We start from the raw sequence: 13,664 nt of genomic DNA, 5'->3' as shown, positions 1-13,664 counted from the left end.
TCTCCCCCATCGAAGGGAAGAGCATGCGGCCGTACACATCCGAATGGCTTTCGATGCCTGTCGCCTATGTCGCCGAAGTCGCCCTGGCGGTCGACGCCCTCGAATGGTGGGACGACCCCTTCGACCCGCGAGACGCGACGATCCTGCTCGTCTCGGGATCCGCGCTGGTCTGGGACGAAGAGAGCGGCTGGCGGCACGGCAGGTTCGTCTCAGGGGAGAAGGGCGTGCGCACCGAACTGGCCGACCCCCGTTACCTCGGTGGCGGCGTGCTGCCCAGGCCGGCGGACGTGCCCGTGCTGCAGGCCATGGGCGGCAGCCCGGTCAGGACCGTCTACCGGTCCTACCGTGACTACGGTGACGGGCTCGACGAGCGGCTCGCCACCTACACCGTTCCCGCGATCGTCTAGCGGGACCTGCGTTGGCGGAGGAAGTCGCTGACGACGTACTCTCCCAGCCGGTCGGCGCTGGGGGAGAAGACCCTGCCGCCGTTGCGCCTGGCCACCTCGTCGACGAACTCCTGCAGCCGCTCGTCGGCCGCGAGCATGAACACGTTGATCGTCGCTCGCCGCCTGGTCATCTTGTCGACCTCGGCGAGCGTGAGCTCCAGCGTCTCCGGTGAGGGCGGCCACTCGAAGGCGGACCGGCCGTTGCGCATCAGGTGCGCGGTCGGCTCGCCGTCGGTGACCACGAGGACGACGGGCTCGAAGTCGGGGTGCCGGTCGAGGTGGCGGCCGGCGATGAGCAGGGCGTGGTGCAGGTTGGTGCCCTGGACCATGTCCCAGTCGAGGCCGGCCAGTTCGTCGGGCTGCAGGACCCTGGCGTAGTTGGAGAAGCCGACGATCTGGACGGCGTCCTGAGGGAACTTGGAGGCGACCAGGGCCTGCAGGGCCAGCGCGGTCTGTTTGGCGGCGGCCCAGGTGCCTCGCAGGGCCATCGAGTAGGACAGGTCGACGAGCAGGCAGACGGCGGCGGCGCTGCGTCGCTCGGTCTCGCTGACCTCGAAGTCGTCCACCGACAACCGGACCCGCGGGCGCCCGGCGATACGCGGGTGCCCCCCTGGATGGCCGGTACGGCGGGCGGTGTCGGTTCGGCGGATGCCGTTGACGAGGGTGCGCACCACGTCGATCGGCTGTTCGTCGCCGAAGCGCCACGCGCGCGACGACCCGGTCAGCTCGCCCGCCGACCCCGCGTCACGCTGGTCGTGGTCGCCGCGGCGTCCGGCGTCGAGGGAGGCGAAGACGCGCCGCAGCGCCGTCTCACCGAGGCGGCGCACCGCCTTGGGGGTGAGTTCGAGCTTGCCGCGCCGCCGCAGCAGGTACCCCTGCTCCTCCAGCTCGCGTTCGATTCGCTTCAACGCCTCCAGGTCGTCGACCGCCGAACGCCCCAGGGCGCGGCGGATGGCGGCCTCGTCGATGTCGTCCAGGCGCGCGCCGGGGTAGTCCTGCCTGAGCGCGGCCTCCAGCTGGGTGAGGTCGGCCAGCTCCTCCAGCGCGCTCACGGCGTCGCCCATGCCCATCGGGTCCTCGCCGGTCAGCCGCTCGGGGGTGCCCCATGCCAGGTCGGGCCTACGGGCGTAGAGCGAGTCGCCGAGGCGGCGCATCTGCTCGGACAGGCCGGCCTGGTCGAGCGTCTGGTTGATCAGGTTGGCGAGCTCCTCGCGCTGGCGAGGGGTGAGCGAGGCCAGCATCCGCTGGGTGGCGGCGGCCCTGCGGGCGAGGGCGTCGACGAGCTCTTCGAGCGTGCGCGGACGCTCAGGGAACATGTCGGCATATTTCGACATGAAGGAGTCGAAGTCCGCTTGGGTGTGCTCGCCTCGGGCGTCCCTGTCCAGCATGTCGTTCAGGTCGCTCATCATCTGCCTGATCCGCTCCATCGCGGCGGGATCAGGGTTGGCCAGCGCGTCGCGCATGCCCTTGAACTGCGAGTCGAGCACCTCCCTGCGCAGCAGGTCGCGCAACTCCTCGAAGGTCTGCCGCGCCGCCGCCGAACGCCACTCGTAGGAGCTCAGCTCCTGGATGGCGCTCGCGGTGTCGTCAGGCAGGCCGTCGAGAGAGGCCTCCCGCAGGCGGGCGTCGTCCGAAGGGTCGGGGAACAGCTCGGCGCGCTCCTGCCCGATCGCCTTGTCCAGCAGCGAGCGGGCCCGGTCGAGGGTGCCGTCGAGCCGTCCGCGCTCGCGCAGCTCGCGGCGGCGCCGCCGGACCTCGCGCAGCATGTCGTCCAGTCCCCTGCGGTCCTGCGCGCCGGGCAGGCCGCGCTTGAGCAGGTCGCGCAGCGCGTGGATGGGGGTGGACCCGGACAGGATGGCGTCACCCATCTCGTCGAGCGCCGCCCGCACGTCGTACGGCGGAGCAAGCGGGTCAGGCCCGTCGTGGTACTCGCCATAGCGGTAGACCATGGGCCCACGCTAACCCGAGATATCCCTCTATGCGTCGCCGAAGACCTCCCAGACCTCCTGCAGTTCACCGCTCAGCGGGTTGTAGTCGGCCTTGACCAGCACGGGATGCTTCTGCGCCTTCAGCGTCTTGGTGAACTGGGCGGCGTCGCAGTGCTTCTTGCCGAGCCCGTCGTGGTCGGCGTTGACGGGCCTGCCGGAGAGCCATCCCGACGAGCACGAGGCGGTGACGCGGTTGAAGGCGAGGGCGTGGGTGTAGCCCAGCTTGATCCCCTTGAAGGAGACCGTGGTGTCGTTGACCCGCTCGATCGTGCCGGTGGCGGTCTTCGAGTCGCCCCACTCGGTCAGGAACTCGCTGACCCTGACCGCCTGCTTGCCCGTGTACTCCACCTTGACGGGGGCGGGTCCGCGTCGCAGCGTGAAGGCGAGATCGGAGGGCTTGCACTCCGTCCTGCCCAGGCCCTTGCCGTCGAGCGCCACGTGGCCCTCGGTCTCGACGAGGTCGCACGCGACGGTGACCCGGCGGTAGGCGGCCTTGCCGTACTCGAGCCTGGCCTCCTTGGCGCCTGGGACGGCCTTGAGCTTGTAGCGCAGGATCCCGTGCTCCTTGACGAGGGTCGCGCGGGCGGGCGTGACCCTGAGCGCGCCGTCGCCGTCGGACCACGCGAAGCCGTACGCGACCGAGCCCGCGGCCGCGGCTGAGGCCGCGCCGGTGGCGCAGAGGCCGGCACAGAGAACGGCAGTGGCGGTCAGAGCGAGCAGGCGCATGATCTCCCCCGAGGTCGTAGGTTTCATCATCTAGGACGCGGGAGATCGCGAAAATGTTCACCCGAGCGTGTCGGCGGATCAGGTGCGGTAGACGGCGACTCCGTCCACGTCGTCCTTCGACAGGCGGCGCATGAGGTAGAGGCCCTCCAGCGTGAACTCCAGGGCGGCCGCCGCGTGGCCGGGAGACTCCTCGCCGGTGCCCATGCCGAGCTTCGACATGACCTTGGCCAGGCCGTCGACAGGCCCGATGCGGCGCAGCAGCTCGGCGGCGGGGACCAGCTCGCCCGACTCCACCTGGTTGCCCGCGGCGAACTTGTCCAACAGTGGCGCCAGGTCCATGCCGCCGAGCCTGCCGCGGAAGGTCTCTGCGGTGGCGCGGCGCAGCAGGTGGGCGAGAATCTCGCTCTCCCGCCCCTCCTCGCTGACCTCGAACTCCACCTTGCCCCGCAGGCTGGGCACGACGGTGGAAAGGTCGCAGACGCGCGTCACCGCGCGCTCCTCACCGGTGATCGCGGCCCGCCGTACGGCGGAGGCGGCCGCGGTCTCCGCCGCGGCGATGGAGAAGCGCGCCGACACGCCCGAGCGGGCGTCCACGGCGGTCGACTCCCTGACCAGGCGGGTGAAGCGGGCGATGACCTCGACGAGGTGCTCGGGGACGTCGGCGCCGATGTCGGGCATCGACTCCTGGCGGATGAGCGTGAGCTCGTCCTCGATCGTCAGCGGATAGTGGGTGCGAACCTCGGCGCCGAAGCGGTCCTTCAGTGGGGTGATGATCCGGCCGCGGTTGGTGTAGTCCTCGGGGTTGGCGCTGGCGATGAGCAGGATGTCCAGCGGCAGTCGCAGGTTGTAGCCGCGGACCTGGATGTCGCGCTCCTCCAGCACGTTCAGCAGCGAGACCTGGATGCGCTCGGCGAGGTCGGGCAGCTCGTTGACGGAGAAGACGCCGCGGTTGGTGCGTGGCACCAGGCCGTAGTGGACCGTCTCGGGGTCGCCAAGCGTGCGCCCTTCGGCGATCTTGATCGGGTCGACGTCGCCGATCAGGTCGCCGACCGAGGTGTCGGGTGTGGCCAGCTTCTCGCCGTAGCGTTCGTCGCGGTGCTTCCACGCGACGGGCAGCTCCTCGCCGAGCTCGGCGGCCAGCCGTACGCATCGGGCGCAGACCGGCGCATAGGGGTGGTCGTTGATCTCGCAACCCTCGACCACGGGGGTCCACTCGTCGAGCAGGCCGGTGACGGTGCGGATGAGGCGGGTCTTGCCCTGGCCGCGTTCACCGAGCAGGACCAGATCGTGGCCCGCGAGCAGGGCGCGCTCGAGGTGGGGCAGGACGGTGTCGTCGAAGCCCACGATGCCGGGAAAGCGTGGCTCGCCCGCCCGCAACCTGGTGAGCAGGTTTTCGCGGACCTCGGTTTTGACGCTGCGATGGGCGTGGCCGCTCTCTCGCAACTCGCGGAGAATACGAGGCTGATGCACGCGTTCGAGACTACGTCGCGTTTGGGGAATGCGGGAATGTCTTTCGGATTTGACTGATGCGTGACGATAAGGGCGCGTGCTTGTCCCTGCAGTGGGGAGAATCCGCCCGAGGGAAATCACCGAAGCGTGAGGGGGGCGAGACGCGTGGCCCTGTTGACGAGCCGATTCGCGGACGGCCTCGCCGTGGGTTCCGACCTGGTCACAGCCGCGGAAACAGCTGTCAGGCAGGCCTTGTCAGGGCTGAGCGGGCCCGCCGACCTCGTCTGCTTCTTCATCTGCGGTGAGGATCCCGACGACGTGGCGAGGGCGGGGCTGAGGGCCATGGCGGTGGCGCCGGCCGCCCATGTGATCGGCTGCAGCGCGACCGGCGTCATCGGGGGCGGCCAGGGCGTGGAGCTCACGCCGTCCGTCAGCGCGTGGGCGGCCACCCTCGACGGGGGACGGCTGACCACGTTCGCACTGGAGACGCTGAGCGCCGAGGACAAGTTCGTGGTCGTCGGCCTGCCCGAGCGCCGGGTGGACGACAGGGTGGCGATCCTGCTCGCCGACCCCTACAGCTTTCCCACCGACGCCTTCGTCGAGCGCTCCGCCGAGGTGCTCGGCGAACTGCCGCTGATCGGCGGCCTGGCCAACGGGCTGCAGGGCAGGGGCTCGGTGCGGTTGTTCGCCGCCGGCGAGGTCTACACCGAGGGCGCCATCGGCGTGCTGCTGAGCGGCGAGGTCAAGGTCAGCACGGTCGTCAGCCAGGGATGCAGGCCGATCGGCCCGACCATGGTCGTCACCAGCGCCGAGGAGAACCTGCTGCTGGAGCTGGCGGGCCAGCCCGCGCTCGCCAGGCTGGAGGACATCGTCAGCGACCTGGACGAGGACGACCGCGAGCTGGTCGCGTCGGGCCTGCAGATCGGCGTGGCCATGGACGAGTACGCCGAGCACCACGAGCGGGGCGACTTCCTGATCCGCGGGGTTCTCGGCATCGACCCCGAGCGGGAGGCGGTCGCGATAGGGGACGTGGTCGACATCGGCAGGACCGTGCGCTTCCAGGTGCGCGACGCCGCCACCGCGGACGAGGACCTCTACGACCTGCTCGACGCGCACCGCGAGGAGCTGGGCAGGATCGACGGCGCGCTCCTGTTCGCCTGCAACGGCAGGGGGTCGGCGATGTTCGGCACCGCCGACCACGACGCGGTGGCGCTGCGCGACACGCTCGGCTCGATCGGCATGGCGGGCTTCTTCGCCGCGGGGGAGGTGGGACCCGTGGGAGGGCAGAACCACGTGCACGGGTTCACCGCCTCGATCCTGGTCTTCTCCTCGTGACCCCGGCGATCGACACCCCCTGCCCCTCCTCAGCGAAGCGCGTCGACCGGCTCCATGCGGGCGGCCCGCAGCGAGGGATAGAGCCCCGCCAGCAGGCCCACCACGGCTCCAGCGAGCGGCGCCACCACGGCCAGCCGTAGGTCGAGCACGGGCGTCCACTGCTTGGCCGCCGAGACGGCGACGATCGCGACCACGCCGAAACTGGCGCCGATCACCCCGCCGGTCAGGCCGGTGAGCGTCGACTCCAGCAGGAACTGGGCGGCGATGTGCCTGCGCGCGGCGCCCAGAGAGCGGCGCAGGCCGATCTCGGTGACGCGCTCCATGACGGTGACCAGCGTGACGTTGGCGATGCCGACCGCGCCGACGACCAGCGACACCAGGCCCAGGATGAGGAACAGCGAGTTGACGTCGTTCTGCACGCCGTCGCGCGCCCTGGTGGGGCTCTGCGGCGAGATGACCTGCAACAGGCTCTCGTTGCCCGGGCTGAGCGCGAGCGGCGCCTGCCTGGCGATGAGGTCGGCGGCGCCCAGGCTGGTGTTGATGAGCACTCTGGTGACGTCCTTGAGCCCGAACTGCCTGCCGATCGTGGGCGGGACCATGACCGCGGTGCTGAGGTTCCGCTCCCTCTTCATCGCGCCGAGGATGCCGATGACCGTGTAGGCGTGCTTGCCGATGAAGACGGCGGGCGCCCCCTCCAGCCGGGTGATGCCGAGCATCTTGGCCGCCTGCTCGCCGACGACGACCACCTTGTCCTTGCGGGTGAGGTGCCCCTGGTCGAAGAAGCGGCCCTCGACCATGCTTCCCTTGACCGCCTGGGGGAGGCTCGGACTGGCGGCCACCACGGTCAGGGTCTGGTCGGTCACCCTGGTGGGGTCCACGAGCTTGCTGGAGCGCACGCTCAGGTTGGCGCTCTGCTTGGTCTCGGCGACGGCGGCGGCGGTGGTCACCCCGCGCAGCCTGGTGACCTGGTCGATGGCGTCCCACTCGATGACGGCCTTGCCGTCGTCGGGGACCTCGACGGTGATCGTCGTGGCGGTCAGCTCGTCGAACCTGCCGACGATCTGGTTGCCGGCCGTGGCGGCGATGCCGAGCGTGACGACCAGCGTGGTGATGCCGAGCACGGTGCCCAGGGTGGTGAGCGCGGTCCTGACGGGGCGGGCCAGCATGCCGGCCATGGCCTCGTTCAGCAGGTCGCGAAGGTGCATCACTCCTCCACCAGGATGCCGTCGGTGATCCTGACCCTGCGCTTGGCACGGCCGCTCACCTCGGTCTCATGGGTGATCACCACGATCGTGAGCCCCTGGTCGCGCAGGTCGTCGAAGAGGTCGAGGACCGCGTCGGTGTTACGGCTGTCGAGGTTGCCCGTGGGCTCGTCGCACAGCAGCAGCGAGGGGCCGCCCATCAGCGCCCTGGCGATCGCCGCCCGCTGCCGCTCGCCGCCCGACAATCGGTCGGGCAGGAAATCCACCCTGTGCGACAGGCCGACGCGGTCGAGCGCCCGCAGCGCCCTGTCCCTGCGGCCCTTCCGCTCGCGCTTCGCGGCGCCGCTGCGGTACACCTCGGCGAGCATCACGTTCTCCGCCACGCTGCGGTGGGAGAGCAGGTGGAAGGACTGGAAGACGAAGCCGATCCGGCTGCCGCGCAGCTTGGTGCGCTCGCCGTCGCGCAGTTCGGTGGTCTCGATCCCGTCCAGCAGGTAGCTGCCCGAGCTGGGCTTGTCGAGCAGTCCGAGCACGTTGAGCAGCGTGGACTTGCCCGACCCCGAGGGCCCGATGATCGCCAGGTAGTCGGCGGGGTCCACCATGAGCGAGACGTCGGACAGCGCGCGCACGGGCGGGTCCGTGGGGAACTCCTTGCTGACGGAGTCCAGGGAGATGACGGGCTCAGGCACTGTTGACCACCACCCTGTCGCCTTCCTTGAGCTCGCCGGTGACCTCGACCTTGCCGTCGGCGGTCAGGCCCGTGCGCACCTCGACGTCCTTGGTCTGATCCGGCGAGACCTCCACCCGCACCCGCGCCTTGCCGTCCGCCGAGGTGATCACCGCGGCCACCGGGACGACGAGCACCTCGGTGTCCGTCGCCCCCACGGTCACTTTTGTGGTGACGTTCGTGCCCGACTGTCCCTTGAGTCCCTTCTCTGACAGCGGACTGATCAGCACGGGCTCCGAGCTCATCGCCTCGGTGTTCTCGCCCGCCTTGGCCTCGCCGGTGGCGAGCTTCGCCTTCTCGCCGAACGCGATCAGCCGCGCCGGGTAGGTCTTGCCCGCGGCGGTCTCGATGACCGCCTTCAGCCCCTCCTTGAGCAGGCCGGCCTCGGTAGCCTCCACCGACCCCGTCACCACGAAGGACGAGCTGGTCACGGTGGCGATCGCCTTGTCCGCGGTCTCGCCCGCCTTGACCCCCGCCTTGTGCAGGCGGGCGGGCAGCTTCGGCAGGAACACCAGCTCGCCAGGCGGGATCGTGGTGCCGTAGGTCCTCATGTACTCACCCATCAGCTCCTTCGCCGCGCCCAGGTCCTTCTTGGCGTTGGCGACCTTCAGCTTGACCGGGGACAGCTCGCGGGCCTGCCGCAATCCCTGCTCGGCGACGGCGACGGCCTCCTTCGCGTCGCGCACGGACTTGCTCAGCTCGGTCAGCTTCTTGTCCCTGACCTGCCGCGCCTCCTCCTCGATCCGTCCGTAGGTCCCGCGCGCCGCGTCGAGGTCGGCCCGCGCGTTGGACACCTTCAGCTCCAGCAGGGTCGTGTCGGTGGGCGGCTTGGGCGTGGAGGGGGGAGCGGGGGTGGCCCCCGGCGTGCTGGGCGGCGTGGTCGGCTCCTGCCTGTTGTTCTCCGCCCTTGCCGCCGCCAGGTCCTGCTCGGCCTGCAGGACCTTCTCCTCGGCCGCCCTGACCGCCGCGTCGGCGGCCTCGATCTTGGCGACGTCGTCGGTGGTGTACTGCTGCGCCTTGGCCTGCCGGTGGGCGAGCGCGGCCGCCTTCAGGTCCGCTTTGGCGTTGGTGAGCTTCAGCTTCAACGGCAGGACGTCGCCGCCCTGGTCGAGCGTCTTCTGCTCGATGGCCAGCGTCTCCTGCGCGGTCTGTACGGCCTTGCGCAGCGTGTCGCGCTGCTGGCGGGCCTCGAGGGTGGGCTGCTGGGCCTCGTAACCCTTCTTGGCGTAGAACCTGGTGACCGCCGTGACGGTGGCCTGGTCGAACACGCCCGTCACGCGGGTGCCGTACCCGAGGCGGCGCAGGGAGCGCTGCAACTGCTTGACGTCGTCGCCCTTGGCGCCGGGGCTGATCGTGCGGTGCATCGGCACCTTGCCCGACATGGCGAAGACGGGCCTGCCGTTCACTTCCATGAGGATGCCGCCCTCCTTGACCCTGCCGGGGTGGGGGGCGCGGGTGGCGCGCTGGGTGGTGTCCGCGCCGCCGACGACGCCGGCCAGGGTGATCGGCAGCGGCGAGCCGTACTCGAGGGTGCCGTTGACCACGATCGTGCTGACCAGTTCGGTGCGCTCGACCGGCGCGGTGACCAGCGAGGCCTTCGGCGGCTTGCGCAGGGCGGCCTCGTCGGCGGGCGAGCGCAGCCTGGTGCTGACACCCCAGCCGACACCGGCGATCACGATCACGCCGGCGACGGTGCCGATCAGCACCTTGCGGGGGGACTTCACGTCGGAACTCCTTGAATTCGGGCATGCCGAACAGAGCTCATGGCCCTGCGGCGCGCTAGAGGAGGATGCGGCGCTTGGCGCGGTACGGCACCGCCGCCGCCGCGATCGTCAGAACCACCAGCAGGGCCGCGTGCGCGATGTCCTGCCTGGTGATGGCGTATTCGATGGAGGTGTTCTCGTAGAGCACGGCCGTGGCGGGCACCAGGTAGACGCCCGCCGCGACCGCCCAGCGGGGGTCGGCGGTGAGGTGGCCGGCGAAGGCGGCGCCGAACAGCAGCGCCGCCTCCAGGCACACCCTCGTCATGGCCGTGGGCGAGCCGGCGACGATGTCGAGCCACGCGGGGTCGGCCCCGGCGACCAGCGGGACCGCCGCCAGCCACCACCACGAGCGGGTGCGCGGCCGCTCACGCCTGCTCGCCAGGACCAGCAGGCCGGCGATGATCAGCACGTTGGAGGTCAGCGGGGCGATGGGCCCGCCGTTGCCGTACAGCGCGGGACCTGACCACAGCTCTTCGGGAAAGTCGGGATAGACGGGCAGCAGGGTGTGGTCCAGCCACTGCTGCCCCATGGTGATCGTGGTTACCTTGACGGCGACGGCTCCCGCGAGGGGGAGCGCCGGCCGTACACGGCCACGCAGGATGAGCACGAGAGCGACGGCCGACAGCGCCAGCCACAACGGGACGCTGGTGGCGTAGGGAACGAGTACCGCGAGGTTGAGCACGGCCAGCGCCGTGACGCCGAGATGCAACCCGTCCGCCCAGGCGAGCCCCTGTGCCGCCGTGATGATCCGGGTGCGTATTCCGCCGGCGACCAGCGCGCAGGCCTCGCGCGCCGGCGGCGTGGCCTGGCCTGGCGCGGCGCTGTCCAGCAGGACGTCGAGAAGCTCGTCCCCGTAGTCGGCCCGGTAGCCGTTGGGGTAGGCCCGCAACAGCCAGCGGTAACGCCGCTCGAGCGAGGTCATGCGAACGTGGCTCCCAGGCTGTGGCGTCCCGTCACCACGGCGGCCGCCTGCTGCATGCGTCTGGCCTCTGCCTCGACCATGCCGCTGCCCTCGTCGGTGATCCTGAAGTAGCGGCGCTTGCGGCCGTTGACGATCTCCTCGCGCTCGACCGTGATGACACCGTTGGCGGCCAGCCGGTCGAGGGCGCCGTAGAGGGTGCCGACGGCCAGCGTGATCCTGCCCTGCGAGAGGTCGACGACCTTCTTGATGATCGCGTGTCCGTGAAGCGGACCGTCCAGGAGTGCGGCAAGGACAAAATAGGTCTGCTCACTCAAACCGGATGATCCCTTAGGCATAGCCGGAAACGTACTTCGTTCGGCGAAGTATCGTCAAGACCATGTCTTCAGTCCGTACTCCTCGTCGACCTTCGCGGTGATCTCCTGTTCCCGCGGCAGGTAGGCCGCGTAGAAGTCCTTGCCGCACTCGAGGTCGTCGAGCGCCATCTTGATCTCCTTGGTGAGGTACGGCCTGGCCTGCGCGGCCGTGAGCGTGGGCTCGTAGAACTGCCCCTCGGGAAGCTTGCTGTCGTCGACGTCGTCGGTCTTGCCGAGGTTCACGACCTGGGCGCGGATCTCGTCCGAGCCGCGCGTGGCCATCGCGGACGGATTGACCTTCGGCACCCTGTAGCCCTGGCCCTTCAGACAGTCGGCCATGCGCGTGGCCTTCTCCGCCAGGGCGGGATCGCCGTCGAGCTCTCGGGCCTTGGCCTGCGTCTTGGCCTTGTCCGCCTCCTCGTAGTGGTCCGTCGACGACTTCACGACCTTGCCCGTGATCTTCTTGATCGCGGCCGTGTAGCAGGACTCGCGGGCGTCTTCGTAAGCCTTGCGCTGCTGTTCGGACAGCGAGCTCTGGATCGCCCAGTTCGGGTCGATCTCCGGATTCTCCGGCTTGTACATCGGTGAGTCGAATTCCTTGGGATAGACGTACAGGGAGAACTGCCCGAAGCCGTACTTGCCGCGTTCCGCCTTCATCGCGGCGTAGTCGCCGTTGTTGGCCGCCTTGCGCTGCGCGCTCAGCTTGCGGCCCTTGGCCACGAACGCGACGTACTTGAAGCCCTTGCCCTTCATGCAGGTGGCCAGCTCGGCCTCCAGTCGGTGCTCGACCCCCTGGGCCTGTGGGTTCGGGTCGGTCTCGGCCGGGGTGCTTCCGCACCCGGCAGCCAGGGCGAGGGCGAGGAACGCCGCCGCGCGCCTCACTGTCCGAGCTCCGCGTTGACGCGCGCACTCGGCGGGGTCTGCTTGGGACCGAACATGGGATGGAACTCCTTGCCGCACTCCACGTCGTCGAGTGCGCTCGTTGTTTCCTTGGTGCGGTGGGTCCGGGCGGCCTCCCCGAACGCTATGGCCCGGGCCCGTCGTCAGGTCCGCGTCCGAGGAGGCCTTCTTTCCGAGGACTCGCTGAGGCCTTGCGCGAGTGCTGGAGAGTGAGAAGATGATGCGCTCGTTGGGATCTTCGCCGGATCGCCATTGATCGCTTGGCATGGAGAGGACCATACTTCGCCCCGCGAAGTATGGTCAAGCGGTTCATTTCGCCCCGCGCTGCCCTCGGGCGCCCTTCCAGGCCCATGGGGCGGCGTCTCACCTGGTCCTTCGGAAGAACGGGTGGTGGGAGACTGGGCTGCATGGTTCTCCCGCGAGTGACCTTCGACGACGTGGTGGCCGCACGCGACCTCCTGTCGGGCGTCGCCGTCCAGACTCCCGTGCTGCAGTCCCGCGTCCTGTCGGAGGCCATCGGCGGCCCCGTCCACCTCAAGTGCGAGAACCTCCAGCGCGCGGGCTCGTTCAAGGTCCGCGGCGCTTACGTCCGCATCGCCAAGCTGACCGAAGACGACAGGCGGAACGGCGTGGTCGCCGCCAGCGCGGGCAACCACGCGCAGGGTGTCGCGCTCGCCTCAGGGCTGGTCGGCACGCGGGCCACGGTCTACATGCCGGAGGCCGCGCCACTGCCCAAGGTGGAGGCGACGCAGGCCTACGGCGCCGAGGTGGTGCTCGGTGGCGCCAGCGTCGACGTGGCGCTGACCAGGGCGAGGGAGCGCGCCGAACGGACCGGGGCGGTCTTCATCCACCCCTTCGACCACCCCGACGTGATCGCGGGCCAGGGCACGATCGGCCTGGAGATCATCGAGCAGCTCCCCGGCACGGGCACGATCGTGCTCGGCATCGGCGGCGGCGGGCTGGCCGCGGGCGTGGCCCTGGCCGTCAAGTCGCTACGGCCCGGCGTGCGGATCGTCGGCGTACAGGCCGAGCAGGCTGCCGCCTACCCGGCCTCGCTGGCCATGGGGGAGCCCGTGGTGGTCGACCCCTCGGGCACGATGGCCGACGGCATTGCGGTGGGCCGCCCTGGCGAGCTGCCGTTCGAGATGATCCATTACCTGGTCGACAGCGTGGTGACGGTGTCGGAGGAGGAGATCTCCAGGGCGCTCGTGCTGTGCGTCGAGCGGGGCAAGCTGGTGGTCGAGCCTGCGGGCGTGGTGGGGGTGGCGGCGCTGCTCGCGCACCCGCACGCCTTCGAGCCGCCCGTGGTGGCGGTCCTGTCGGGCGGCAACATCGACCCGCTGCTGCTGTCCAAGGTGCTACGGCACGGCCTGGCCGCCGCCGGTCGCTACCTCACGGTCAGGATCAGGCTCCCCGACCGGCCCGGCGCGCTCGCCGCGCTGCTCGCCACGCTCGGCGAGCTGCGCGCCAACGTGATCGACATCGTTCACGAGCGGGTCAACGCCAGGCTCCACGTCGACGAGGTCGAGGTCAGGCTCCAGCTCGAGACCCGTGGCCAGGCGCACTGCGACGAGGTGCTGGGGGTGCTCGCTCGCGAGGGCTACAAGGTCTTCGTCTGACTCACTCTCCGAGCAGCGGTCCGTACTCGGCCCGTATCCGGGCCTGGATCGAGGCCTGCTTCGGGGCGTAGCGGGTCCTCCAGCGCCGCCTTGACCACCCGATCGGCACAGAGGGTTGCCAGTCGAGGACGGTAAGTCGTGATCTGTTGCCGGATGTGGAGGAGAGCCGGTTCGTCTGAGTAGGCCTTACTCATGCGGGCGAGCCTGGCGAGGCCGATGCTCGTCAGGAAACCC

Annotated in this window: 12 protein-coding genes; 3 read left to right on the top strand and 9 right to left on the bottom strand. The window is 70.1% G+C overall.

Translation table 11 applies throughout. The features are described 5' to 3' along the window. Positions 1 to 53 precede the first annotated feature (53 nt). Positions 54 to 407 carry a DUF6292 family protein gene (locus AB0B45_RS39930; RefSeq protein WP_358142122.1) on the top strand — a complete coding sequence of 118 codons (354 nt, stop codon included), beginning with the start codon at positions 54 to 56 and terminating at the stop codon, positions 405 to 407. Here the strand turns inward: AB0B45_RS39930 and AB0B45_RS39925 are convergent. The 3 genes from AB0B45_RS39925 to AB0B45_RS39915 form a co-directional block, all read right to left on the bottom strand. Further along, positions 404 to 2,395, bottom strand: a complete 1,992-nt coding sequence (locus tag AB0B45_RS39925) for a hypothetical protein (protein WP_358142119.1) — start codon at positions 2,393 to 2,395, stop codon at positions 404 to 406. The two genes, AB0B45_RS39930 and AB0B45_RS39925, sit on opposite strands and share 4 nt — an antisense overlap. A gap of 27 nt (positions 2,396 to 2,422) precedes the next feature. Continuing rightward, a complete protein-coding gene (locus AB0B45_RS39920) occupies positions 2,423 to 3,160 on the bottom strand; it encodes a hypothetical protein (RefSeq protein ID WP_358142117.1) in 738 nt (245 codons plus the stop codon). A 78-nt stretch (positions 3,161 to 3,238) separates the two neighbouring features. Then, positions 3,239 to 4,630: a sigma 54-interacting transcriptional regulator gene (locus AB0B45_RS39915; RefSeq protein WP_358142114.1), complete on the bottom strand. Its 1,392-nt coding sequence runs from the start codon at positions 4,628 to 4,630 to the stop codon at positions 3,239 to 3,241. Positions 4,631 to 4,774: 144 nt separating this feature from the next. On the opposite strand from AB0B45_RS39915, the gene AB0B45_RS39910 reads away from it, so the two are divergent. After that, positions 4,775 to 5,944, top strand: coding sequence for an FIST N-terminal domain-containing protein (locus AB0B45_RS39910; protein WP_358142111.1), 1,170 nt, complete (start codon positions 4,775 to 4,777; stop codon positions 5,942 to 5,944). Positions 5,945 to 5,973: 29 nt separating this feature from the next. Here the strand turns inward: AB0B45_RS39910 and AB0B45_RS39905 are convergent, their stop codons facing one another. Genes AB0B45_RS39905 through AB0B45_RS39880 form a run of 6 tightly spaced genes read right to left on the bottom strand, consistent with a single transcriptional unit; the run spans position 5,974 to position 11,793 of the window. Continuing rightward, positions 5,974 to 7,149: an ABC transporter permease gene (locus AB0B45_RS39905; protein WP_358142108.1), complete on the bottom strand. Its 1,176-nt coding sequence runs from the start codon at positions 7,147 to 7,149 to the stop codon at positions 5,974 to 5,976. Beyond that, positions 7,149 to 7,835, bottom strand: a complete 687-nt coding sequence (locus AB0B45_RS39900; RefSeq protein ID WP_358142105.1) for an ABC transporter ATP-binding protein — start codon at positions 7,833 to 7,835, stop codon at positions 7,149 to 7,151. Before AB0B45_RS39900 ends, AB0B45_RS39905 begins: the two co-directional genes overlap by 1 nt. Next, positions 7,828 to 9,597: a peptidoglycan-binding protein gene (locus AB0B45_RS39895; RefSeq protein WP_358142103.1), complete on the bottom strand. Its 1,770-nt coding sequence runs from the start codon at positions 9,595 to 9,597 to the stop codon at positions 7,828 to 7,830. Before AB0B45_RS39895 ends, AB0B45_RS39900 begins: the two co-directional genes overlap by 8 nt. A gap of 55 nt (positions 9,598 to 9,652) precedes the next feature. Further along, the gene (locus AB0B45_RS39890; RefSeq protein ID WP_358142100.1) at positions 9,653 to 10,558 is read right to left on the bottom strand and encodes a hypothetical protein; all 906 of its coding nucleotides are present in this window, start codon (positions 10,556 to 10,558) and stop codon (positions 9,653 to 9,655) included. Beyond that, positions 10,555 to 10,872 carry a PadR family transcriptional regulator gene (locus AB0B45_RS39885; protein WP_358142097.1) on the bottom strand — a complete coding sequence of 106 codons (318 nt, stop codon included), beginning with the start codon at positions 10,870 to 10,872 and terminating at the stop codon, positions 10,555 to 10,557. The genes AB0B45_RS39890 and AB0B45_RS39885 overlap by 4 nt, the downstream gene beginning before the upstream one ends. 54 nt (positions 10,873 to 10,926) lie before the next feature. Continuing rightward, positions 10,927 to 11,793: a hypothetical protein gene (locus AB0B45_RS39880; protein WP_358142094.1), complete on the bottom strand. Its 867-nt coding sequence runs from the start codon at positions 11,791 to 11,793 to the stop codon at positions 10,927 to 10,929. 425 nt (positions 11,794 to 12,218) lie between these two features. Here AB0B45_RS39880 and ilvA point away from each other — a divergent pair, with 425 nt between their 5' ends. Further along, a complete protein-coding gene (ilvA, locus tag AB0B45_RS39875; RefSeq protein WP_358142091.1) occupies positions 12,219 to 13,430 on the top strand; it encodes a threonine ammonia-lyase in 1,212 nt (403 codons plus the stop codon). Positions 13,431 to 13,664: the final 234 nt, after the last annotated feature.

This window comes from Nonomuraea sp. NPDC049152, from assembly GCF_040648355.1.
GTDB lineage: Bacteria > Actinomycetota > Actinomycetes > Streptosporangiales > Streptosporangiaceae > Nonomuraea.
The sequence above is the reverse complement of the archived record's forward strand: the minus strand, read 5'-3'. Positions and strand labels throughout refer to the sequence as shown.